The 22,068-nt window shown below is 56.8% G+C and carries 21 protein-coding genes and 4 pseudogenes; 16 read left to right on the top strand and 9 right to left on the bottom strand.

Going from position 1 to position 22,068, the window contains the following annotated elements:
- Positions 1-9 precede the first annotated feature (9 nt).
- The 5 genes from EOV40_RS13425 to EOV40_RS13445 all read left to right on the top strand — a co-directional run bounded on the left by EOV40_RS13425 (position 10) and on the right by EOV40_RS13445 (position 5,926).
- Positions 10-1,257: an MSMEG_0569 family flavin-dependent oxidoreductase gene (locus EOV40_RS13425; RefSeq protein ID WP_089179624.1), complete on the top strand. Its 1,248-nt coding sequence runs from the start codon at positions 10-12 to the stop codon at positions 1,255-1,257.
- Positions 1,258-1,272: 15 nt separating this feature from the next.
- Positions 1,273-3,045, top strand: a complete 1,773-nt coding sequence (locus EOV40_RS13430; protein WP_128106329.1) for an AMP-binding protein — start codon at positions 1,273-1,275, stop codon at positions 3,043-3,045.
- Between the two features lie 289 nt (positions 3,046-3,334).
- Entirely contained in the window at positions 3,335-4,768 is a 1,434-nt protein-coding gene (locus tag EOV40_RS13435) for a cytochrome ubiquinol oxidase subunit I (protein WP_128106330.1), read from the top strand.
- 2 nt (positions 4,769-4,770) lie between these two features.
- Positions 4,771-5,790, top strand: a complete 1,020-nt coding sequence (cydB, locus tag EOV40_RS13440; RefSeq protein ID WP_128106331.1) for a cytochrome d ubiquinol oxidase subunit II — start codon at positions 4,771-4,773, stop codon at positions 5,788-5,790.
- Entirely contained in the window at positions 5,777-5,926 is a 150-nt protein-coding gene (locus tag EOV40_RS13445; protein WP_128106332.1) for a DUF2474 domain-containing protein, read from the top strand. Before cydB ends, EOV40_RS13445 begins: the two co-directional genes overlap by 14 nt.
- A 192-nt stretch (positions 5,927-6,118) precedes the next feature.
- Here the strand turns inward: EOV40_RS13445 and EOV40_RS13450 are convergent.
- Positions 6,119-7,033 (bottom strand): annotated as a pseudogene (locus EOV40_RS13450) (IS5 family transposase); the annotation flags it as partial.
- Between the two features lie 59 nt (positions 7,034-7,092).
- On the opposite strand from EOV40_RS13450, the gene tnpA reads away from it, so the two are divergent.
- From tnpA to tnpC, 3 genes and pseudogenes are all read left to right on the top strand, one after another.
- A complete protein-coding gene (gene tnpA / locus EOV40_RS13455; RefSeq protein WP_061487123.1) occupies positions 7,093-7,530 on the top strand; it encodes an IS66-like element accessory protein TnpA in 438 nt (145 codons plus the stop codon).
- Positions 7,527-7,874 carry an IS66 family insertion sequence element accessory protein TnpB gene (gene tnpB / locus EOV40_RS13460; protein WP_061487122.1) on the top strand — a complete coding sequence of 116 codons (348 nt, stop codon included), beginning with the start codon at positions 7,527-7,529 and terminating at the stop codon, positions 7,872-7,874. The genes tnpA and tnpB overlap by 4 nt, the downstream gene beginning before the upstream one ends.
- Positions 7,875-7,939: 65 nt before the next feature.
- A pseudogene (tnpC, locus tag EOV40_RS13465) lies at positions 7,940-9,527 on the top strand (IS66 family transposase).
- 32 nt (positions 9,528-9,559) lie between these two features.
- Here tnpC and EOV40_RS13470 read toward each other — a convergent pair.
- Positions 9,560-9,895: pseudogene (locus tag EOV40_RS13470) on the bottom strand (transposase); the annotation flags it as partial.
- A gap of 144 nt (positions 9,896-10,039) precedes the next feature.
- On the opposite strand from EOV40_RS13470, the gene EOV40_RS13475 reads away from it, so the two are divergent.
- Entirely contained in the window at positions 10,040-10,231 is a 192-nt protein-coding gene (locus tag EOV40_RS13475) for a VOC family protein (RefSeq protein ID WP_244297064.1), read from the top strand.
- Positions 10,232-10,417: 186 nt separating this feature from the next.
- On the opposite strand, the gene EOV40_RS13480 is transcribed toward EOV40_RS13475, so the two are convergent.
- From EOV40_RS13480 to EOV40_RS13490, 3 genes are all read right to left on the bottom strand, one after another.
- Positions 10,418-11,836 carry a DHA2 family efflux MFS transporter permease subunit gene (locus EOV40_RS13480; protein ID WP_128106333.1) on the bottom strand — a complete coding sequence of 473 codons (1,419 nt, stop codon included), beginning with the start codon at positions 11,834-11,836 and terminating at the stop codon, positions 10,418-10,420.
- A 48-nt stretch (positions 11,837-11,884) separates the two neighbouring features.
- Entirely contained in the window at positions 11,885-12,451 is a 567-nt protein-coding gene (locus EOV40_RS13485) for a hydrolase (protein WP_128106334.1), read from the bottom strand.
- 41 nt (positions 12,452-12,492) lie between these two features.
- Positions 12,493-13,550 (bottom strand): IS630 family transposase gene (locus EOV40_RS13490; protein WP_128106158.1). Its coding sequence is split into 2 segments (ribosomal slippage): positions 12,493-13,046 and positions 13,046-13,550, totalling 1,059 coding nucleotides; the frame shifts between segments, so codons are not numbered across the junction.
- A 181-nt stretch (positions 13,551-13,731) separates the two neighbouring features.
- Here EOV40_RS13490 and EOV40_RS13495 point away from each other — a divergent pair.
- Both EOV40_RS13495 and EOV40_RS13500 read left to right on the top strand, forming a co-directional pair.
- Positions 13,732-14,388: a TetR/AcrR family transcriptional regulator gene (locus tag EOV40_RS13495; protein WP_128106335.1), complete on the top strand. Its 657-nt coding sequence runs from the start codon at positions 13,732-13,734 to the stop codon at positions 14,386-14,388.
- Positions 14,389-14,570: 182 nt separating this feature from the next.
- Positions 14,571-15,833, top strand: a complete 1,263-nt coding sequence (locus tag EOV40_RS13500; RefSeq protein ID WP_128106336.1) for a cation:proton antiporter — start codon at positions 14,571-14,573, stop codon at positions 15,831-15,833.
- Positions 15,834-15,938: 105 nt separating this feature from the next.
- On the opposite strand, the gene EOV40_RS13505 is transcribed toward EOV40_RS13500, so the two are convergent.
- Positions 15,939-16,397, bottom strand: a complete 459-nt coding sequence (locus EOV40_RS13505) for a MarR family winged helix-turn-helix transcriptional regulator (protein ID WP_128106337.1) — start codon at positions 16,395-16,397, stop codon at positions 15,939-15,941.
- 47 nt (positions 16,398-16,444) lie between these two features.
- Between EOV40_RS13505 and EOV40_RS13510 the strand changes: the two genes are divergently transcribed.
- Positions 16,445-16,882, top strand: coding sequence for a hypothetical protein (locus tag EOV40_RS13510; RefSeq protein ID WP_244297039.1), 438 nt, complete (start codon positions 16,445-16,447; stop codon positions 16,880-16,882).
- Between the two features lie 276 nt (positions 16,883-17,158).
- Here EOV40_RS13510 and EOV40_RS13515 read toward each other — a convergent pair whose 3' ends face one another.
- On the bottom strand, positions 17,159-18,250 hold the full coding sequence (locus tag EOV40_RS13515; RefSeq protein WP_128106338.1) for a YeiH family protein: 1,092 nt from the start codon (positions 18,248-18,250) through the stop codon (positions 17,159-17,161).
- 111 nt (positions 18,251-18,361) lie between these two features.
- On the opposite strand from EOV40_RS13515, the gene EOV40_RS13520 reads away from it, so the two are divergent.
- From EOV40_RS13520 to EOV40_RS13535, 4 genes are all read left to right on the top strand, one after another.
- Positions 18,362-19,240, top strand: a complete 879-nt coding sequence (locus EOV40_RS13520) for a LysR family transcriptional regulator (RefSeq protein WP_128106339.1) — start codon at positions 18,362-18,364, stop codon at positions 19,238-19,240.
- A gap of 288 nt (positions 19,241-19,528) precedes the next feature.
- Positions 19,529-20,167 (top strand): tyrosine-type recombinase/integrase, encoded by a 639-nt coding sequence (locus tag EOV40_RS13525; RefSeq protein ID WP_128106340.1) that lies wholly within the window; start codon positions 19,529-19,531, stop codon positions 20,165-20,167.
- A 7-nt stretch (positions 20,168-20,174) separates the two neighbouring features.
- Positions 20,175-20,513 carry a type II toxin-antitoxin system Phd/YefM family antitoxin gene (locus EOV40_RS13530; protein ID WP_208729357.1) on the top strand — a complete coding sequence of 113 codons (339 nt, stop codon included), beginning with the start codon at positions 20,175-20,177 and terminating at the stop codon, positions 20,511-20,513.
- Entirely contained in the window at positions 20,510-20,893 is a 384-nt protein-coding gene (locus tag EOV40_RS13535; protein WP_094755956.1) for a type II toxin-antitoxin system VapC family toxin, read from the top strand. Before EOV40_RS13530 ends, EOV40_RS13535 begins: the two co-directional genes overlap by 4 nt.
- A 51-nt stretch (positions 20,894-20,944) precedes the next feature.
- On the opposite strand, the pseudogene EOV40_RS13540 reads toward EOV40_RS13535, so the two are convergent.
- Both EOV40_RS13540 and EOV40_RS13545 read right to left on the bottom strand, forming a co-directional pair.
- Positions 20,945-21,367 (bottom strand): annotated as a pseudogene (locus EOV40_RS13540) (pyridine nucleotide-disulfide oxidoreductase); the annotation flags it as partial.
- Between the two features lie 3 nt (positions 21,368-21,370).
- Complete coding sequence (locus tag EOV40_RS13545; protein WP_128106342.1) at positions 21,371-22,066, bottom strand: VIT1/CCC1 transporter family protein; 696 nt, start codon at positions 22,064-22,066, stop codon at positions 21,371-21,373.
- Positions 22,067-22,068: the final 2 nt, after the last annotated feature.

Below are 22,068 nucleotides of genomic sequence, written 5' to 3' on the forward strand. Positions count from 1 at the left end.
AGAACGACCATGACACAGAACGAAAAAAGCATTCCCGTCATTATCGTGGGTGGCGGACAGGCCGGGCTCTCCATGAGCTGGTATCTCTGCCGCGAGAAGGTGGAGCACATTGTCTTTGAGGCAAAGACGGCCTGCCATTCGTGGGAGGATGAACGCTGGGACAATTTTTGCCTGGTCACACCGAACTGGCAGTGCGAACTCCCAGGTCATCCCTACAAAGGGAACGATCCTCACGGATTCATGGTGAAACAGGAAATTATCGAATACGTGAAGGGCTTTGTTAACTCGTTCAACCCACCGCTGCACGAACACACGGCTGTCACCTCCATCACGCGCCATGAAGGCGGCGGGTACCGCGTGGTGGCGGCTGGAGAGACATGGCATGCAAAGCATGTGGTCATTGCATCGGGAGCGTATCAGGACGCGGTTATCCCCGGCTATGCGAGTGCCATCGATCCCACCATCCATCAGGTCCACTCGCAGGATTACCGCAATGCCGCCCAGCTTCCGAACGGCGCGGTTCTGGTCGTGGGCAGCGGTCAGTCCGGTGCGCAGATCGTCGAGGACCTGTTTCTTGAAAAACGCAAGGTTCATCTCTGTGTCGGTTCCGCCCCGCGTGTCTCGCGCTTCTACCGTGGCCGCGATGTCGTGGACTGGCTTGCGGACATGCACTTCTACGATCTTACTGTGGACAATCACCCCTTACGTGACGGCGCACGCGACAAAACCAATCATTATGTCACCGGCCGAAATGGAGGCCATGATCTTGATCTGCGGCTCTTTGCCAAGGAGGGCGTGGGCCTGCATGGCACGCTGGAGACAATCCGCGATGAAGTGGCGCACTTCGCACCGGATCTTGCGGAAAACCTTGATGATGCTGACAAAACCAATGCCGACATCAAGAAATCCATTGACGCCTACATCGCCCGCGAAGGGATCACGGCCCCAACCGAAGCCCCTTATGCACCTGTGTGGGAGCCTGATGGCAGCAACACCCCGCTGGACCTGAAAGCCGCAGGCATCACCTCGATCGTCTGGTGCATTGGCTTCCGCCCGAACTATCGCTGGATCGACGTTCCGGTCTTCAACGGGGCCAACAAACCGGTCTGGCATCGCGGCGTAACCGACGCGCCAGGATTCTACTTCCTCGGCCTGCCGTGGCTGCACACATGGGGATCGGGACGGTTTTCCGGTGTCTCGCGTGACGCCGCGTGGCTGGCCAGCCAGATCACCGGCAAAGACGTGCCCGTAGCCTGAACGGAGTAAAATACCATGCTTCCATGGACGACATACGAGGCGATGTATGATGCGGCGCTAAATCGGCCAGAGCAGTTCTGGCTGGCTGCGGCACAGCGCGTGACATGGAAGCAGCCGCCAGTGGCCGCATGCAGGACACGGGCGGATGGCTGGCATGACTGGTTTCCTGACGCTACGCTCAACACCTGCCACAATGCCGTGGATCGGCATGTTGAAAATGGTCGCGGCGGGCAGGCAGCATTAATCTGGCATTCCTGCGCCACCAGGGAACGGCAGGTGGTGACTTACCGGGAACTACAGGGCAGGGTGGCCGGTTTTGCTGGCGGCCTACGCTCGCTCGGCGTGGAAAAAGGCGACCGTGTCCTGATCGTTATGCCCACCATGATCGAAACAGCCATCGCAATGCTTGCCTGTGCGCGGATCGGGGCGGTGCATGTGGTGGTTTTTGCCGGTTATGCGGGGCCGGAACTGGCGCGCCGGATTGATGATGTGGCCCCCAAAGTCATCATCACCGCCAGTTGTAGCTTTCAGGGGCAGACGGCAATCCCATCTGCACCTGTCCTGAATGAGGCGCTGGACAAAGCGACGCATAGACCACAGGCCTGCGTGATCGTGCAGCGCAAAGCCTGTCCGGCCTCACTTCTGCCGGTGTGCGATCATGATTTCCACATGCTGGAGCAGTCCGCGCCAGCAGAGCCGGTCATACTGCGCTCCGAAGATCCCCTGTATATTCTTCATACATCCGGAACGACGGGTCATGCGAAAGGCATTGTGCGTGACAATGGCGGTCATGCTGTGGCCCTCGCCTTATCCATGGATTTGATCTACGGCTGCAAACCCGGTGACACCTTCTTTACGACATCAGATCTGGGCTGGGTTGTCGGTCACTCCTACGGCGTCTACGCCCCTCTGATCAGCGGCTGCACCAGCGTAATCGTGGAAGGTGGCGCATCTGCTTCCGCCATTCACACGCTCAGTCATGAGCACGAGGTGAAATGTCTGTTCACGACGCCAACACAGATGCGACTCATGCGACAGGAGAGCCGCCATCTGTCAGGAGCGATAGTGCCCGCGCTGAGCCGCATCTTTGTCGCCGGGGAATATGCGGACCCAACTTTGCTGGACTGGGCGCGGGCATATTTTCGTAAACCCGTCGTCAATCACTGGTGGCAGACCGAAACCGGCTGGAGCATTACCGCCCATTTCTTCGGCCTGCCCGAGCGTGAGCCGGTCTCGCTCATGAATGATATCGGGCGGCCTGCGCCGGGATTCCGTCCGGCCATAATGCCCTCCATACCGGCGGAACAGTGCGGCGAGATTGTTCTCTCCCTACCGCTGCCGCCTGGCTGTCTGGCGGGTGTCTGGAAGGACAGGGCGATCCATGCTCCTGCAGCGTATCTTGATGAAACACGTAGGCATTATCGCACCTTCGATGAAGGCATGATCGAAGCCAATCGCGCCGTGCATATGCTCGGACGTTCCGATGATGTCATCAAGGTCGCGGGCCGGAGGATTTCCGGCGTGCAGATCGAAAAGATCATTGCAGCACATCCGGCCGTTCATGCCTGCGCCGTGGTCGCGACCCCCGATGAACTGCGGGGACAGCGACCTGTCGCCTATGTGGTGACTGATCCCGGCATGAAATATGTTCCGTCTGCCGAGGAAATCGTTGCACGGGTCAACGAAGTCCTCGGGCGCTGGATTGGTCTGAAGGAGGTCCGCTTCGTCAGGCATCTGCCGACCACCGTATCGGGCAAGATCACACGCAAACGTGTTCTGGTGTCCTGATGTTATCGATGTTGGACCGGGTTATGCTTGTAGAAGAATGGAAAGCCATACCAAACACCTGTTGAACCGATGTTTATTGGTCGTTCGTAGCAGGGGTATCGGCCAAAATATCGTCGGGACAGGGATAGGTCCGGAAGATATTCTCAAGAAGATATCGTAATAATGGAGCACAAGAACCAGTTCATCTAAATACACCAATAATAAAACCGTCTTGTTTCCGATCGTTGATTATCACCAGATATAGATTTTCGATAATTACGGCCGGACCAGGATTTTTGGGGAAACACCCATGCAACCAACTCAAGATATAGCGTTGCTTCTTGCGCGTTTTCAGTTCGCCTTTACCGTAGGCGTCCATATTGTCTTTCCTGCCTTCTCGATCGGGTTAGCCGCCTATCTAGCGGTACTGGAAGGACTGTGGCTTAAAACCGGGCGAACGGCTTATCTGGATCTGTATCGGTACTGGATCAAGATATTTTCGATCGTTTTTGGGATGGGCGTCGTCTCTGGCTTGGTCATGTCGTATGAATTTGGCACGAACTGGTCGATCTTTTCCCGAAAGGCCGGCCCCATTACAGGCGTGCTACTGTCGTATGAGGTCATGACAGCCTTCTTTCTGGAGGCTGGTTTCCTAGGGGTCATGCTGTTTGGCATGAACAAGGTTGGACGCGGCCTGCATTATGCAGCGACATGCTGCGTTTCCGTTGGCACCCTCATCTCGATGACATGGATTCTGGCGTCAAATTCGTGGATGCAGACGCCACAGGGATATACGATTGATCCTGCCACCGGGCGCTTTATACCAGCAGACTGGCTTGCCATCATCTTCAACCCCTCATTTCCTTTCCGACTGGTGCATATGGGCCTCGCGGCCTTTCTTTCGGTTGCCTTTATCGTGGGAGCTACTGGAGCATGGCACCTGCTCAAAGCGCGCCGTGCAGGAACGCAGGCAAGTGAGCCGGTAAGACTGATGTTTTCCATGGCTATGTGGATGGCGGCGTTTGTAGCGCCCCTGCAAGTTCTTGCCGGTGACGCCCATGGGCTGAACACACTTAAATACCAGCCGGTCAAAATTGCCGCCATGGAAGGGGATTGGGAGTCAGAAAGGCGCGCTCCGGAACTGCTGTTCGGTATTCCCAATATGAAAACCGAGCATACAGATTATGCCGTCAAGCTGCCTCTGGTAGGATCACTTATCCTGACGCATAGCCTGAATGGCAAGGTCCCTGGCATGAAGGATTTCCCGCGTGACCAACGCCCCTTCTCGCCTGTTATATTTTTTTCCTTCCGCATAATGATTGCACTGGCCATGCTAATGGTCGTCGTCGGGTTCTGGTCGCTTTGGTTGAGGCGCAGAGGAGCACTATTCAGCAGTTCCGTATTTCATAGGGTCGCCGTAGGCATGGCACCTGCCGGCTTCATCGCTCTGCTATGCGGATGGATCACGACCGAAGTTGGTCGTCAGCCGTGGACTGTATACGGGCTTCTCCGGACATCGGATAGTGTATCCCCGATTGCCCTGTCCAATATGGCGCTAACGATGACTGTCTTTGTGGTGGTCTACGTGATCGTGTTCGGATCGGGGATCGGCATTCTATGTCGTCTTCTGACGCACGCGCCGGTGGAAGGTGAACATGAAACCAGCCCCTCTCATGCCCCGGACATTCTGGCCACAAGCACTCATCCCGAAGTCATCAATTCTTCGCCCGGTAAAGGAGCTTGAGCATGATGGACGTTGCATACTGGTTACCAATCATATGGGCGATCATCCTGATTGCAGCAATTTCGATTTACGTTGTCTTAGATGGATTTGATCTTGGTATCGGAATGCTCTTCGCCTTGGAGCGACAGGAAGCCCGCAGGGACGTGATGGTGAATACCATCGCACCCGTGTGGGATGGGAACGAAACGTGGATGGTCCTTGGAGGCGCCACTCTTTATGGGGTATTCCCAGGCGCTTATTCAACCTTACTCCCCGCGTTCTATCTTCCGATCGTCTTAATGCTGGTTGCCCTGATCTTCCGGGGCGTTGCATTCGAATTCCGCGTCATGACACGAGGAACAGGGCGTGAAAAATTGTGGGATATCGGCTTTATGGGAGGATCCGGCATCGCTGCTTTTTGCCAGGGTGTCATCCTCGGCGGGGTTGTACAGGGAATCAATGTGGTCGATGGGACCTTTGTTGGAGGTTCGATGGACTGGCTAACTCCATTCAGCGTGGTATGCGGATTGGCCGTCATGTGCGGTTATGCCCTCCTTGGTGCAACTTGGCTTATCTGGCGTACGACCGATGTGCTAGAAGCCTCCTGTCGTAAGTGGGCGAAGCTGCTTGCGATTGGGCTATTTGTATGTATCGTTGCTGTCAGTCTGTGGACGCCAATGTTGCATGCGCCCTATCTTCGCCGTTGGACCGAATGGCCCAATATCGCATTTGTCGCGCCTGTGCCTCTTCTCGTAATTATACTGGGCTTCCTGCTGACCATGGGTCTGCGCCGTGGGCACTCTAAAGGGCCGTTCCTGTGTGCACTCGGATGGTTTTTTCTCTGTCTCTCCGGCCTTGGGATTACAATATGGCCGTACGCTGTTCCGCCTGAGCTTACACTGTGGGATGTATCATCTCCCCCTTCCAGTCAATTTTTCCAGTTGGTCGGAACCGTCATTCTGTTGCCGATCATTCTTACATATACGGTCTACTCCTATCGTGTGTTTCGCGGAAAGGTAACGGAAGCAGATGGCTATCACTGAGTTCGTAGAAGGAAATGGGGACAACGCTCCCCAGCGGCTTGCTCGGCGCATCGGTTGGTTCGTCGCCATCTGGACGCTTAGCACGGTAGCATTGTTCGCAACCGCCTCGCTTATTCACATAATCATACCAAAATAATCGAAAATCCAATATCAGGTCTCGAACGGATAATATTGATAGACGCCGAGGCGGTCAGCTGGAGGGATCGAAGAACCGTTGATTGATGTGCTTGGCGGGTAATTTCTGGCTTTTGGCGATTTGATTGACGGTTTTTGCGATGGCATCCGGTCTGCGTTTTGAGCAGATTGGGAGCTGTTACCCGCTTGATAGCTACGCTGTGGTGCTGATCCGCTGCAGGAAGAGGAAGCGGCGCATGTTGTAGACGATATTGGCCAGCCCGATCCTCATGGTGGCCCGGGTAATACCGACAGTTCGGATGAACAATCCCGTCTGTGATTTCTGGTCGGCGAAAACATGCTCGACACGCGAGCGGATCATGGACTTTCCTGCATTGGACCGCTGGATATGGAGTGGCATGGGTTTGAGATGCGGCTTCTTCCTGTGAACCTTTGAGACAAAGCCATGCTTTTCCATGAAGTCTTCATTGGCTTTTGAGCGATACGCTGTATCAGCCCAGACGCTTGAGGCCGTATTGGTTTTATCCAGCAGCCCCTCTCTCAATCGCGCACCATCACTGGCGGCGGCATCCGTCGTCTTCCATTTTCGGATGAACCGAAACTTCCGATCGATGGAGACGTGGGATTTGTAGCCAAAGAACGGGATGGCAAGATCGCTGGATGGCATGGTTCCATCATCCTGCTGCTTCGCCTTCGTGAACTTCAGCGTCCATCGCGCATGCCTGTCCTTGTGCGACAGTTTAGATGGCTTGTCCTGCCAGTCTTCAGGAATACGGCCTGCTCGCAGATCCGCTTTCTCTGCGTTTGTATTGCGCTGCTTCGGAGCCGCTACGAGCGTGGCATCCAGGATCTGGCCTGACATCGGCAGATAACCAGCGCTGTGCAGGGTCGCATCAAAGCGCTCAAACAGTCTTTCAATGGCCCCCGCCTGTGTCAGGCGTTCACGGAACAGCCAGATTGTTTTGGCATCGGGCACCCGATCTGAAAGTCCCAGACCAAGGAAACGCATAAAGGAGAGGCGATCGTTGATGAGATACTCTGTCCGCTCATCAGACAAATTGTTGAGCGTCTGGATCACCAGGATCTTGAACATCAACACCGGATCAAATGTAAGGTTCCGGTGTGAGACGCCTTGTTGAGTTTATGGAGTGATGATGTGCTCTGTTCATGACAAAGCGATCAGAACAGAGAGATGCTTGTGTCGCAGCGACATTCGCTGCGACAGCATCGTGCGCCCCTCAACCGGTTATTGAAATTGTTGGCGAACGGCGTCGTGCCTATGATGACACGTTCAGGCGTCGGGTTGTGCTGGCGTCCTATGAAGCCGGTCAGTCAGTCCGTGCTATTGCGCGCCAGTTTGGTGTCCATGTCAGCGTCGTTTACCGATGGCGGCAGAAACTGGGTTTCGTAACCCCGTCTGCTAAAGAGCAGCTTTCTTTTGTGCCGGTTCATGTGACATCCCCTGTTGAAGGGCTGGGAGGAAACCCGTCCTGCAGGAGTGGACATGAAGCCAGCATTCTTTTCCCTGGTGGCGAGAAGCTGATGGTTGACAGCCGGATCGCGATTGAAGATCTGCGTAAACTCCTTCAGGTTTTACGCTCATGATCCATCTTCCCTCTGGCCTGAAGATATGGCTGGCGGCGGGGACGACAGACATGCGCCTTGGCATGCCCGGTCTGGCTTTGAAAGTTCAACAGTTTCTGGGGAAAGACCCCTATGTTGGTGATGTTTTTGTCTTCCGGGGTCGGCGCGGCGATCTGGTAAAACTGATCTGGCATGACGGGATTGGACTGTCGCTTTATGCGAAACGGATTGAACGTGGGTATTTTATCTGGCCCTCGGCAAAGGACGGGGCCCTCCATCTGAGTGCCTCACAATTAAGTTGCCTTCTCGAAGGGATCGACTGGCGTAATCCGCAGAAAACATGGCGGCCTGAACTGGCGGGATAACAAAAAGGGGAGCGGGTGTCATAGTCCTGTACCCTTTTGAACGGTTTTATGCTGAACTGTTTTTCATGACGGGAAGCATGGATGACATGACGGTTTTACGTGCGGCACTTGCTGCCGCCGAGGCGCGTGCCCGTGCCGCCGAAACCCGGGCCACAGACGCTGAAGCCCGAGCAGTCAGCGCCGAAGCCCAGATTGCCCATCTTAAACATCTTATTGCGCGGATGCGTCAGGACCGCTTCGGGGCATCCTCGGAACGGGGGCGGCGCCTGCTGAACCAGCTGGAACTTGAGCTGGAGGAGCTGGAAACAACGCAAGCCGAAGACACGTCCGAAAATGCGGCGGACCCCGCTGTCCGCGCAACAGCACCGCGGAATAACCGCGGTCGGCAACCCTTACCCGCCGACCTGCCCCGTGAACGGGTGGTTCTTCCTGCGCCAACACAGTGTCCGTGCTGTGGCGGGACGCGCCTGAGTAAACTGGGCGAAAGTATCACTGAGACGCTGGAAGTGATCCCACGCCAGTTCAAGGTCATCCAGACAGTACGGGAGAAGTTCACCTGCCGGGACTGCGAGAGCATCACCCAGCCACCAGCGCCTTTCTACCCGATTGCACGGGGCGTGCAGGGCCAGAACTGCTGGCGGGTATTCTGTGTGACAAGTATCTTCAGCATCTGCCTCTGAACCGGCAGAGTGATGCCTTTGCGCGCGAAGGGATTGATCTTGATACCTCCACTCTGGCCGACTGGGTAGGAGCCTGCACTGCAACGCTGGCCCTCTGAACGCGCTGATCCGGGCACATGTGCTGGCAGCCCAGCGTCTGCATGCGGACGACACCACAGTGCCGGTACTGGCGAAGGGGCGCACCGTGACCGGACGATTGTGGAATTATGTGCGCGACGATGCCCCATTTGGCGGTCTTGCGCCCCCAGCCGTGTGGTTCCGCTACTCCCGAGACCGTAAAGGTGAACATCCGGCCGACCATCTCACCGGCTGGACCGGAATCCTGCAATCAGACGCCTATGGCGGATACACCCACCTGGCAAAGCCGGGACGTCAGCCCGCGCCTGTTGTTCCGGCCGGCTGCTGGGCGCATGGACGCCGGGGACTGTTCAAGATTGCCGAAAAGGACAAGGCGCCACTCGCCATAGAGGCGGTGCGCCGGATCGACGCCATATTCGACGCCGAACGCGCGATCAACGGCAGTTCCGCCGCACATCGGCTGGATATCCGCAAGGAGAGCATCGCCCCGCTGGTCGAGGAGTTGCTCGACTGGATGCGCGATACCTGCCGGCGCATGTCGTCTAAAAACCCCGTTGCCCAGGCAATGAACTATATTCTCAGACGGGTCGATACATTCACGGTATTTCTTGAAGACGGTCGGATCTGTCTGACGAATAATGCGGCGGAACGTGCAATCCGCAGTATCGCACTGGGGAGAAAAGCCTGGCTGTTCGCAGGCTCCGATCGTGGCGGTGAAAGAGCCGCCGCCATGTATTCCCTCGTCGTCACCTGCCGCATCAACGAGGTCAATCCTCAGGCATGGCTCGCCGATGTGCTCGCCCGCATCAACGACACTCCCAACCCACGCCTCCATGAACTCCTGCCCTGGCATTGGAAACCCATTGCTCAAGGCGAGAATAACATCGCTGCCTGATCCCGCCCGCGTCTCTCACCGGATGGTTACGTGCAGTTCGCCCGATCTCCCGACAGACGGCCAGACACCAGGCCCATGACAGGATCATGACGCAAGGCATCATGATCGTTCAGGTCTTCGTAACCCAGAGCCAGCCCCATGATCCGCTGACGGACAAGGTCTTCAACCCGGTATTCCACATAGGCAGGATGCCGCTCATCGCGAAAACATGCTGCAAAACGGCGGCTGAACCCCAGACGATCATCAACCTGTTTTACCAGAATGACACCGCCATCCGAACTCATGCGACCCCCGTCAAAACGGGCCTGAACACGTCGCCCACAGGAGGCTGGAAAGTCATATGCGCTCATGCTACACTCTGTCTGCATCGGGTTTGTCTATTGGTTATGAAAACTTCTTTTCCACAAAAAAGACTTTTTCATAATCTAGCCCGATGTACAACCCTCGTGTGAGATATCCGCGTCGAAGGTTTCTATTACCCTAGGCAATTCGACATCCTGCACATTGGTTTCATCCAAAAGTCTCGCGAGGACGTCGATGCTCTCTATAAGCGCCTAAGTACCGATGGCTGGGAGGTGCAGGCTCCACGCGACACGCACGGCGCGTGGTGTTTCTACTTTAAAGCGAAGGGTGGCTACTTCATAGAAGTAACGACGTTAACACCGGTTCGGCCCACAGAAGCGTATCAGGGAAACCTACAATAATGCCCGGCATGAACGGCTGAGCAACCTGAACAGCCTGTCTGATCTACGATGCGGGATCAGACAGGCTGCAACTAACTTCATGTCGAACAATCCGAATCACAGAGGGATGATCTCAAAGCGGACGACGCTGGCCAAACTTTCTTGAGTGACTTTTATTCACTCAGGTGAGTATCAATGTCCGACAGGTCAATTTGGTATAAACTGGCGTTTCCTATCTGAAGGCTTGATAAAACGCGTGGCGAGCAACAGAGCGCCATGGAATAACGCGAGCAATGCAAATGTTTCAGCATAAGCTTCCGACCCGGCATGGGAGGGGCCGACCGTCGCAAGTCGCCACCCAAGGAACGTGGCGCATGCTGTAATCAATGTCGGCCCGCCAATCCTTTGCATGATGTTCAGCGCGGTCGTCGCCATCGGAATATCCTTGCGTGCGATCGAAGCGTATCCGGCGCTCATCGCCGGAATGCCGACGGCACCCCCACCACCACCACGCAATAACAATGCTATGGTCAGCAGGGTGACGTTCAGACCGTGATAGGCGAGCACCATCAAGACTACTGTTCCGACTAAGGACAAAAGAGCCCCGCAACCGGTCAGATCGCGCGCGTCAAACCGGTCACTCAGACGACCAATGAGCGGATAGACGCACATCATCCCCAGACCCAGGGGTGCCATGAACAGGCCCGTCCGCTCGGGCGAGACACCGCAGGCGTGGATCAGCCATACGGGTAGAAGCATCTGACCCGCGAACGACACCCCGTTCGTCAGAAACATGATGATCGCTGACACCGAAAAAGCGGGTGCACGCAGCAGGCGCAGGTCAATCAGCGCGTCATCGCCCTTGCGTCGCGCGGATCGGACATACAGGACGAACAGTACGAGGGACGCGCCTAAGGTCGCCTGTCCATAAGGCTGGGCGACATGATCCATGCCGTAGAGAAACGAGACGAGAGCGGGCGCGAGAAATCCGAGCCCTGTCAGGTCAAGTGGACGGGGGCGTTCGTCATGCCGATCGTCAGGGAGAAACAGAACGGCAAGGGCAAAAGCCGCAAGCCCGACCGGCACATTGAGAAGAAAGATCCAGCGCCAAGACGCGACGGAGAGAATGGCACCGGCGACGACGGGTCCAAGAAGCGGCGCGAGCAGAACAGGTGCCGTCATTGCGCTCGCAACCCTCGGCATCTGTCGGCCCGCGACACGAGCAACCGTCATCTGCGCCATAGGGGCAAGCAGGCCGCCCGCCATACCTTGCAGCAGACGGAATACGATCAGGGACGGCGCAGACCACGCCAGCGTGCACAGGCCTGATGTCAGCGTGAAGGCACCGAAGCACCATAAATAAACCGCTCGCCCCCCGAGGCGGCTTACGAGCCATCCATTCAGCGGCAACGTCAGGGCGAGCGCCAGCAGATAGCCGCTGACCACCCACTGTATGTGTGAAAACGGCGCGTGCAGGGTCGTAACGAGATCGGGGAGCGACACATTGACGATCGTGGCGTCCAGTTGCGCCATGAAAGATCCGACCGCCGCAACGCTCACGATTTTCCAGATTCCCGGAGGCAGTTGATCCGGGTCTGAGCCTGGCGACGACGTTCTGGCGTTCATGAATGATCTCGCTGGGAACTGCGAGACGCGCAGCCATGAGTCATGCGTTTACGCATTCAGCGCGATCGCGTCGCTCATCGTCACCCGGCCAAGACGGGGAAAAATCTCTTCGCAGGCAAAGCGGTGCATGTCTTCGGTGAATGTGGACATGACATCCTCGACCAGCACGACGTTGTATCCATGCTCATGCGCCGCTCTGGCGGTAGATTCCACACCCAGATTGGTGGCGATCCCGCCGAGCACGATGGTCGTGATACCACGTCGCCGTAACTGAAGATCGAGATCCGTGCCGTAGAAGGCACCCCATTGCCGTTTCGTGATGCGCAGATCGGTCGGTTCGGGAAGCCCCTCGACCAGTTCTGCCCAGTCTGGTGCGAAGCCGCCAGGCGGTGAAAAGGAGCGATCGACAACCGCATGCACGGCATCGGCGAAATCTGGCGCAAACGCTACATTAACCAGAATGACCGGAGCCCCGGCGGCCCGGAAGCGGGCTGCGAGTGCTTTCGAGCGCTCCACAATCGCCGCACCCGATGTCGGAGCCAGGGGAAGCCCCGTAATGCCCTTCTGGAGATCTATCAGAACGAGGGCCGTCCTGGTGGCCGGGAGTGAAATCATGGCAAGACCTTCCCTATCGGCGTTATACCAACCGTTGATTGCTATAACCCATGAGCCCAATTTCGCAGTCCGATTGACATGATGCGCCAAGGTTGATCGACGAGCTGGTTCCAGGCATGGCAGGCGATATCGATGATATCGTCATAGGTTCTGAATATCCTGTTTGAGAGCCACGTATTGCGCAGGAACTGCCAGAGATTTTCCACTGGGTTCAGTTCAGGAGCCCGGGGAGGCAGTGGGAGAATGGTGATATTGCAGGGAACATTCAGTTTCTGACTGGTGTGCCAGGCCGCCTGATCCACTATGAGGACGGCGTGAGCGCCCTGCGCGACCGTGCGTGAAATCTCCGCGAGATGGAGTTGCATGCTATGCAGGTTGCAGACAGGGAGCACGAGGCCTGCTGCCGTTCCCTTTTCAGGGCAGATAGCCCCGAAAATCCACGCGGATCTGGTGCGCAGGTCAGCTACAGCCCGGGGCCGGGTGCCCCGTTTCGCCCACCGCCGCGTCAGCTTCGTTTTCTGGCCGATCCGCGCCTCATCAGACCACCAGATTTCGATGTCTTTTCCCGGATGTCTGGCCCTGATTGCCGCCATGACACCGGGGAACTCTTTTTAAAAATGTCCTGCGCTTCTGTATCCTGGCGGTAGTGCCGTGGCCGGGCTGTCAGCAGACGAAACCCTTCACGACGTATAATCTGACCCAGACGGGTTTCCGACAGGGTGACGCCATAGCTCTCATGCAGCCAGGCGCACAGATCGCACAGTCTCCAGCGGACAACACCATGCACCGCAGGAATTGGCCCTTCTTCGAGCCGGGTTTTCAGGGCAGACAGCATCTGTGGTGTCAGGCGGGCTTTCTGTCCCCCGCCATGACGATCCACAAGGCCATCCGGGCCATCCGCATTGAAACGCACTACCCAGTCACGGATACTCTGACGGTCTGTCCCAGCAAGCAGGGCCGCCTCGCCGCGCGAGGCGCCATCATAAATCGCCGCAAGCGCCAGCAGGCGACGCGACTGACCTGCATGCCGGCTTCTGCGCGCAAGGCGCCGCAACTCCGAACTATCATGATCGTCACGCAGGGACAGAGGGCTGCCCATACAGAATGCCTCCTTCTGAGAATACTCAGCATCCTGTGAATCACATTTTTGACCCGATGGGTACCCCCTGAGTCACCTCAAGCAACGGTTGGTATTAGAACCGCCATCCCGAACCGTTGTCGGGAACATGCGGAAACGTTAAGAAGTTGAGTAGGCACTCAAACAGAGGTATTATTTGAGGATGGACTCAAATTCGTCAAGGGGTAAACGGACGTCTCTTCAGCCGATGCGCGCGGCTGGGCGTCAGCGCGTCGAGGAATTACTGGAGGCCGCGTCCGACCTCATGGCGGAACGAGGGTACGAGGCGACAACCATGGCGGAGATCGCCGCGCGCGCCGGGGCGAAGATCGGCTCGCTCTATCGCTTCTTTCCGAACAAGGAGGCTGTGGCGGACGCTCTTGTGCAGCGGCATATCGCCGTTCTGGAAGACGAATACGCGGCACTCGCCAAACGTGCCGCCACGCTATCTCCAGACGCTCTTGCGGACGTTCTGATCGAACTGCTTGTCACGCTTCATCCTCGCGTGAAATCTCTGTCTGCGCTGATGGAGGCACGGACTGACAAGATGGAGATCCGTGATCGTGCACGAGGACATGCCATAGTCGGAATTGCGGCAGCGTTGCGTGTCTGTGCGCCAGGGTTGGAGGAAGCACTGGCGAGAGATATTGCTGCGGTCGTTCTAAACACTATGAAAGTGTTGCGCGGCATGATTACGAAGAACGCGCCCACGACGCCTGACGCGCCTGACGAATTGCGGCGGATGCACCGTCTTTATCTAGCGGACCGGCTGGAGCCGTTTCGGCGTGCTCCAGACAGCATAACGGACGCAGAGCCATAATTTCGTGGATTGGTGCAGTAATCGCCCCACGACCTAAGAGCCTTGGTGCTGTCCCGGAGAGCGAGATGCCGTGGGAGCTTGCCCCGCATTGCTGCCGTTAAACGAACTGTTCGGCTTCTCCAATAGCGGCCCACTGCCGGTTTTTCTTGACGTAGGAAGCAGGAGCAGCCAGCGGTGAAGGTATGGATACGATCAGCCTTCTCGCTCTGCTTCTAACCCTCTCGGCAGGGTTCAGCATTCTCAATCACCACACATTTCGTCTTCCTGTAACGATCGGTGTGCTGGTCTTCTCATTACTGGCGTCCCTGCTGGTCATGATCCTGAATCCGTTAATACCGGCCTATGACCTTCAGGCTCTCCCGCGATCTGTGCTCGGAGCGATCAATCTCCCCACGGCCCTCCTGAATGGCGCGCTGTCCCTGCTTCTGTTTGCCGGGGCCACACAGGTAAACGTTGGACATCTGCGCGCAAAGCTTGCCTCTGTGGCTGCTCTCTCTGTTTTGGGAACCGTTCTGGCCGTTGCCTTTCTGGCGATCGCGGCATGGTATGTCTTCCCTGTGTTGGGTCATGCCATTCCTTTCACGTGGTGCATCGTCCTTGGGGCCATTCTCGCGCCAACTGATCCAGTTTCAGTTGTCGGTATGCTGAAACGTCTCGGACTGCCCGGCCCCCTTCAGGCCGTTTTCGCAGGGGAGAGCCTGTTCAATGACGGCGTAGGCGTGGTGATTTTCGGCGTCACGATCGGACTGGCAACCGGGGACAGTCTGGGAGTGACCGCCTCCGAGATTGCTCTGAGTTTCTGCCGTGAGGCAATCGGTGGCGGTCTGCTGGGCGCACTGACCGGATGGATTGCGCTCCGTGTGCTTAAGGGACAGCGGGATCCGCATATCGATCTGCTGACGTCGTTGGCTCTGGCGACTGGAACCTTCAGCATCGCCAACCAGCTTGGCATGTCGGGGGCTATTGCCGTCGTCGTGGCGGGACTGTGCTTTGGAACAAGCTATAGCCATTCCGTTTTCGATGAGGCATCCCGAAAGGAACTCGATATCGCGTGGACACTTATTGACGAAGTCCTGAACGTCCTGCTGTTCATGCTGATCGGCTTTGAAATCCTGGAGATCACGCCGCATCTGTTTACGGTGCTGGCGACACTTGCCGTGATCCCGCTGTCCGTTGCCGTGCGGGCATTGAGCGTGCTGTTTTCAACGTTTCCGGTTCACCTCAGGCAATGGGAACGAGGTCGTGTTCTTGGTATCCTGACCTGGGGCGGTCTGCGTGGTGGCATCTCGGTTTCGCTGGCACTTGGATTGCCACCAGGAAACTTACGCGAGCTGCTACTGCCTGTCTGTTACGGCGTCGTGGTCTTTACGATCATTGTGCAGGGACTAACCATGGAGCGAGTTGCCCGCAAGCTCTATCCGTCCTCTAAGCTTGGACCGCAATAATACGGCTTTGATTATTTGAATAAATATTCGTAGAGAGGAAAGTCATGGCAGCTTTTTCATGCTTTTCAACAGATAGAAGCCAGTCCGCTCCTTAGGCCAAATTTGTCATTCGTTACTCGTGAGGTTGTTGATAACTTGACGTAACAGATTCAGCAGTAATTCACCGTTTTCCACCGTTAGATGCATGTGACTTCTGGCATTGATTGCGGCAACGGCCGCAGAGATATCTGGCAATCTGTCCGCCGCCGAAGAAGACAATGATATCAAGGCACTTCTCCGGTCATTCGGGTCTGGGGTGCGCTGAATCAGTCCATCTCGTTCCATACGTGCGAGAGTCTTTGCCATGGTGGACTGCTCTACCGCAGCGAGACGCACCAGCTCCCGCTGTGGCTGCTGTTTTCCGTCGGCGAGGGCAAAAATTACGGGCAGTTGTCCCGACATGAGGCCAAATGGCCGTAAGGCTTCGTCCATCTCACGCGCAAAAAGTCTCGCTGCCCAGTTGACCATATAACCAAGCGATTGTTCCCGGGATTGCCATTTATATGGCTTGCTATCTTTATTCATGGCTAGCTATATAAATCTCCTAGGTTCATCGACGCAAGGACGATAACATGCAGAAGCTTCTCCGTCGCATCCACCCTCTGACAGGAGCGATGGCCATTCTGTGCATAGCCAGTTTCATGACAGCTTCCATCATTGCAGAACTATATGGAAATCCTCAGACCATAGCCGTCATGAAGCACGCCATTCTGTGGGGATTGCTGGTTCTCATTCCCTGCCTTGCTCTCACAGGCTTGTCTGGATACCGGACAACAGGGACAGCGCCACGCGGTCTGGCGCTCACGAAATTCAAACGCATGCGTGTCATTGGGATCAATGGTGTCTGTATCCTTGTCCCCTGTGCAGTTTTCCTTGCGCTCCGTGCATCTGAATTAAAATTCGACTGGTTATTTTATGGTGTTCAGTTGATTGAACTACTGGCGGGAGCAACCAACCTTGCGCTTCTCGGTATGAATTTTCGTGATGGACTACGCATGACTCGATCCTGATGAATGTCGACACGTAAATAGTATCTGCATATCTGAAATAACCTAGCTAATGACTTTATCCCGATTGTGAGTTGATGTCGGGTGTTCGCGCCGCTGTCCCAGAACCGGTCCTTCTGCTCTCCACCCCCCAATTGCTGCTGGTCGGCGCATGAATTCGAAGCAGACTGGCAGCTTCCGCCTCATGTCGGTCACAGAAAGAGCTATCAAAGTTCAGGGAAAGCAGACGATCTGCAACAGTCCTCGTTATTCGCCGATAATTGAGAGGGATTGTGCAGATTATGGGATGTGCAGTGTGGCCAGGAGCGTCAGGCTGATCCCGGTCAAGGCGAGCAGCGACAGGACCACCGCCGCCGTCACCCTGCCACCCGCTCTTGCCACGGTACGGATATCCACACCGAGTCCAAGCGCCGCCATGGAGACGACCGTCAGCAGCGTCGCAATGCGCCCGATCGGCGCGATGGCGGCGGTCGGCACCAGTCCCAGTGAGCGGCAGATCAGCAGCGCGGAGAAGCCGACAATAAACCAAGGTACGAGGTGGGCGATGTTTATCCGCCTGGCAGTAGGTGCATCGGATACGAACTCATCTTTCGGCGGCACACCCAGCGCAAGACGCGGCACTGCCAGCGACAGGACGAGACACACTGGGCCGAGCATCAGCACGCGCACCAGCTTGACTAGCATTCCCATCTGAACCGCTAGGGGACCCACCGGCGAGGCGGCGGCGATAACCTGCGGCACTGCGTAGACAGTGAGCCCGGCGAGAGTGCCGAAGGCGACCCCACTCAGGCCCAGGACCAACCCAAACAGCGGCAGGACAAACACGACCACCACGCCAAGTACCGCTGTAAAGGCAATGGAGGCGGCTACGTCATCGCTATCAGCATTGATCACTGGTGCTACCGCTGCGATGGCCGAATTGCCGCAGATCGAATTGCCGCACGCGATCAGCAACGCCATGCGCACCGGCAGGCCAAGCAGTCGGCCGATACCGAAACTGACAAGGATAGAGGTCGCCACCACGCCAGCGATTCCGATGAGCAGCGGCGCTCCAGCGGCCAGAATGATGCCGGTGCTGACGGAGGCGCCGAGTAGCACCACTGCTACCTCCAACAGATATTTGGCGCTAAAGACAATGCCCGCGTGCCACCTAGTGCCTGGCGTCCAGAAGCTACGCAACGCGGCGCCGATCACAATCGCGATCACCAATGCTTCCAGCCATGCCTTACCGACCAGCGCATATTCAGCCGCTTCCATCGCGTAGGCAACCCCGGTCACGGCAAGACAGAGGCCAATACCGGGCAGTAGCCTAAGCAAGAAGCCAGGCTGAACGATCGGGGAGGCGAGATGATGATGGGCGAGACTGGCCATGGCGGTATTCCTTCCGCCACACGATCTATGTCTTGGTAATCAATCAGTCCAACGCATTATTTATGTTATTCTGATCGCTATTATAGATTGTTTTATGCTATACAATGTTGCATGACGTTAGAGCAGCTTCGCATTTTTGTCGGCGTGGCCGAGCGCGAGCATATGACCGCCGCAGCTCGCGCATTGCACGTCACGCAATCGGCGGCTTCGGCGGCAATCGCCGCGCTTGAGGAGCGACACGCGATCGAGCTGTTTCACCGCGTAGGGCGTGGTATCAGGCTGACGGAAGCCGGACGACTGTTACTGACCGATGCTCGCGGGATTTTAGCCCAGGCGGACGCAGCCGAGGCGATGCTGGGAGAGCTCAGCGGTCTGAAGCGGGGTACGCTGCGCGTCGTTGCCAGTCAGACCATTGCCGCCTATTGGTTGCCGCCGATCTTGGCTGTTTTTCACGAACGCTACCCGGCGATCGATATCGAATTGGCGATCAGCAATAGCGAACAGGCTGCGACCCGCGTTCGTGACAGCAACGCCGATCTAGGCATCGTCGAGGGTGAAATCGACGATGCCGCGTTTGAGAACTGGTCGGTTAGCGAGGACCGGCTGCTGCTTGTCTGCGCCACGCCGTTTGGTGACGCTCAAATCGACGCCGGATGGCTACGACGAGCACGATGGGTGCTGAGGGAGCCGGGGTCGGGCACGCGTTCGACGTTCGACGGCCATCTGCGTAGCATAGGCGTCGATCCAACCACGCTCGATGTGACACTGACCATGCCATCCAACGAAAGCGTGCGAACGGCCGTAGAGGCCGGGGCAGGCGTTGCCGTTCTGTCGGCACTTGTGGTCGGGCCGGCTATCAAAGCAGGCATGCTGCATGTGGCGCCGATCACATTCCCTGCTCGCCCCTTCTTTGGATTGCGGCACAAGGAGCGTTATCGCACAAAAGCTACGGATGCGCTGCTTGACGTGATCGGGTCGTGGCAAAAATAGGTTCCGATGTAGGCATTCTCAGAACGTCATCGTCGTAGGAATGCTAGAGCACTTCCCACGGCAGCCAATGCTGCCTCTGTATCCAAAAATCGACAGTCGCCTCTCCCCTCCCAAGCTGTCTGTTGGCTTCAAGAACTAAGCAGACTGACTGCTTTCGCCTCACCTCGGTCATTAAAGGTGCCGTTCCAGTTTCCGTAAAGCGGACGGTCTGTAATGTTCTCGTTATCCGCCGATGTCCTCCTGCAGACTTCTGATTGCTGCATGTGCAGCTGATCAGGAGAAAGTATCATGGAAAAGAAAACGCGTTTTCCATCGCCTACGCTAAAGGCGTCCGTGCCTTGGAATGCAGGAAAAATGGTTGGCGCCAAGCGGGCGCTCAAAGAAAAGCACGTCTGGGCTATTCGGTTTTGGCTGGGGAGCGAACAGCGTGTCAGAGACAGAGCTTTGTTTGATCTTGCTCTCGATAGCAAACTCAGAGGCTGCGATCTTGTCAGCCTTCGTATCGGCGACATCGTTACCGGTGGTCAGGTGCGCCACCGAGCCATGGTCGTTAAGCAGAAAACCCGGCGACCTGTGCAATTCGAAATTACAGAAACAACGCGAGAAAGCGTGCGGGCGTGGCTGGAACATCGAGGTGGTGGCTTGAATGAGTATGTTTTTCCAAGTCGCCTAAGCGCCAAAACTCACCTGAGCACAAGGCAATACGCCCGGCTTTTGGATCAATGGGTCCAGGCGGTGGGACTGATCGCCGGGGAATATGGAACTCATTCGCTCCGCCGGACTAAGGTTGCCATGATTTACAAACGAACCGGTAATATCCGAGCCGTGCAGATCCTGCTGGGTCATTCAAAACTGGATAGTACGGTTCGATACCTTGGGGTGGATGTCGAGGACGCTCTGGCTCTGTCGGAAGCCACTGATCTCTGAAACAAACATGCCTCAGGAATTCTCTACCTCCTCCCTATGTGTACATGTTATGATGACACATAGGGAGGAGACCATGGGCCAGCATCTTTCAGATAACGTACCATTACCACAGAAAATCGGTGTTCGGGAGTTCCGGGGAAACCTGACAGCGTATCTGCGTCAGGTCAGGCAGGGCAGTACGATCTTGGTGACGTCTCATGACCAGGTCGTAGCCGAACTGCGGCCGCCAGCCTCTTCCTATCGCCCCCGTCGTCGACCCGGCGCATTGCGCGGACGGATCAGAATAAGCGAAGATTTTGATGAGACACCGCCGGACCTTCTTGAAAGCATGGAACGCGACTTGTGAAGGTTCTGCTTGATACGCATGCGTTGCTGTGGTGGCTTTCGGACTCCGACCGTCTGGGTGAGACTGCACGGGAAATCATCGCAGATCCGGTTCACGATATTCTGGTGAGTACCGTGTCTCTCTGGGAGATTGCGATCAAAATCCGTATCGGGAAGCTGGATGCGGATATGAACGATATTCTGGCAGCCATTCCTGAAGAAGGTTTCTCTCTATTACAAATACAGACCGAGCACCTACAGATCCTGATGTCTTTGCCTCTGCATCATCGTGATCCGTTTGACCATCTCCTTATGGCGCAGGCGCAAGCTGAACACGCCACATTTCTTTCGGAAGACGGACAAATGGATCATTACCCCATCAAGCGAATACGCTGTTCGTGAAGCAGAAACTGCCGTCAGAACCGCCTTCATCTCGGCCGTGTTCAGACTTGCTCAAAGTTTCGATAAGCAGACATTGTATATCGGCGACGCAAGCCAGGCCGCCAGTTGCTGGACCATGGATTTGGCGACACGGCCGGCGCCCAGCAGCGTGGCAGATGCGGGGCCACACCAGGAGCCATAACCCAGCAGCCAGAGACGTGGCTCCCTGACGGCCTGTTGCCCGTTAACACGAATCAGCCCATCCGGCTCGATCACGTCGAGTGATGCAAATACACTAAGCGCGGGTCGGAAGCCGGTACACCAGATGATCGTGTCGATGACTTCTTCCCGCCCATCGGGCCAGACGACGCCCGTCGCCGTCATACGTACAAACGGGCGCACCGCGTGGAGCACGCCCCGCTCCCGGGCGGCTCGCACTGGCGGCACCATGACGATGTCGCCAAAACCGCCGACAGGCATCGCGGATGGCACGCCGCATCACACGCCGAACAGGCGGCCAATCCCACCCGTCACGATCATCGCAACAATACCCCAGAACGTCACACGCAGCGCCGGGCGCAGAGGTGCCGCACCGCCGGCAAGCGCGCCGACGACGCCCAGAACAGCGAGAACCACGACGGATGTTAGGGACACGCCCCAGGATACCCACGCGACAGGGGTCAGAACAGCTGCCAGCACGGGCAGCAAGGCTCCGGACGAAAAGGCGGTTGCCGAGGCGAATGCCGCCTGTATGGGTCTTGCCGCCGTGGCCTCGGACAGACCCAGTTCATCCCTGGCATGAGCGCCGAGGGCATCGTGCTTCATGAGGGCGAGGGCAACCTTGCGCGAGAGGTCTCCATCCAGCCCTCTTTTCTGATAGATCCCGGCCAGTTCGGTGACTTCCCCGTCCCAGTCCGTGGCCAGTTCCTGTTTCTCGCGGGCGATGTCGGCGTGTTCTGAATCGGCCTGGGAACTGACCGAGACATACTCACCAGCCGCCATGGACAGGGCGCCAGCGACCAGCGCGGACAATCCCGCGACGAGAATGCTGCCGCGTGTCGCATGAGAGCTGGCAACGCCGACGATGAGGCTGCCGGTCGACAGCGTGCCGTCATTGGCGCCGAGAACGGCCGCGCGCAGCCATCCCAGTTTCTCGACGGCATGACGTTCGGCCAGAGGATGGAGACGCGACATAA

This window comes from Acetobacter oryzoeni (assembly GCF_004014775.2).
GTDB lineage: Bacteria > Pseudomonadota > Alphaproteobacteria > Acetobacterales > Acetobacteraceae > Acetobacter > Acetobacter oryzoeni.

What these genes read in the sequence shown, in the direction of transcription:
- EOV40_RS13425 (WP_089179624.1), top strand. Translation starts at nt 10, where the DNA reads ATGACACAGAACGAAAAAAGCATTCCCGTCATTATCGTGGGTGGCGGA.
- EOV40_RS13430 (WP_128106329.1), top strand. Translation starts at nt 1,273, where the DNA reads ATGCTTCCATGGACGACATACGAGGCGATGTATGATGCGGCGCTAAAT.
- EOV40_RS13435 (WP_128106330.1), top strand. Translation starts at nt 3,335, where the DNA reads ATGCAACCAACTCAAGATATAGCGTTGCTTCTTGCGCGTTTTCAGTTC.
- cydB (WP_128106331.1), top strand. Translation starts at nt 4,771, where the DNA reads ATGATGGACGTTGCATACTGGTTACCAATCATATGGGCGATCATCCTG.
- EOV40_RS13445 (WP_128106332.1), top strand. Translation starts at nt 5,777, where the DNA reads ATGGCTATCACTGAGTTCGTAGAAGGAAATGGGGACAACGCTCCCCAG.
- tnpA (WP_061487123.1), top strand. Translation starts at nt 7,093, where the DNA reads ATGACAAAGCGATCAGAACAGAGAGATGCTTGTGTCGCAGCGACATTC.
- tnpB (WP_061487122.1), top strand. Translation starts at nt 7,527, where the DNA reads ATGATCCATCTTCCCTCTGGCCTGAAGATATGGCTGGCGGCGGGGACG.
- EOV40_RS13480 (WP_128106333.1), bottom strand. Translation starts at nt 11,836, where the DNA reads ATGAACGCCAGAACGTCGTCGCCAGGCTCAGACCCGGATCAACTGCCT.
- EOV40_RS13485 (WP_128106334.1), bottom strand. Translation starts at nt 12,451, where the DNA reads ATGATTTCACTCCCGGCCACCAGGACGGCCCTCGTTCTGATAGATCTC.
- EOV40_RS13495 (WP_128106335.1), top strand. Translation starts at nt 13,732, where the DNA reads ATGGACTCAAATTCGTCAAGGGGTAAACGGACGTCTCTTCAGCCGATG.
- EOV40_RS13500 (WP_128106336.1), top strand. Translation starts at nt 14,571, where the DNA reads ATGGATACGATCAGCCTTCTCGCTCTGCTTCTAACCCTCTCGGCAGGG.
- EOV40_RS13505 (WP_128106337.1), bottom strand. Translation starts at nt 16,397, where the DNA reads ATGAATAAAGATAGCAAGCCATATAAATGGCAATCCCGGGAACAATCG.
- EOV40_RS13510 (WP_244297039.1), top strand. Translation starts at nt 16,445, where the DNA reads ATGCAGAAGCTTCTCCGTCGCATCCACCCTCTGACAGGAGCGATGGCC.
- EOV40_RS13515 (WP_128106338.1), bottom strand. Translation starts at nt 18,250, where the DNA reads ATGGCCAGTCTCGCCCATCATCATCTCGCCTCCCCGATCGTTCAGCCT.
- EOV40_RS13520 (WP_128106339.1), top strand. Translation starts at nt 18,362, where the DNA reads ATGACGTTAGAGCAGCTTCGCATTTTTGTCGGCGTGGCCGAGCGCGAG.
- EOV40_RS13525 (WP_128106340.1), top strand. Translation starts at nt 19,529, where the DNA reads ATGGAAAAGAAAACGCGTTTTCCATCGCCTACGCTAAAGGCGTCCGTG.
- EOV40_RS13530 (WP_208729357.1), top strand. Translation starts at nt 20,175, where the DNA reads ATGCCTCAGGAATTCTCTACCTCCTCCCTATGTGTACATGTTATGATG.
- EOV40_RS13545 (WP_128106342.1), bottom strand. Translation starts at nt 22,066, where the DNA reads ATGTCGCGTCTCCATCCTCTGGCCGAACGTCATGCCGTCGAGAAACTG.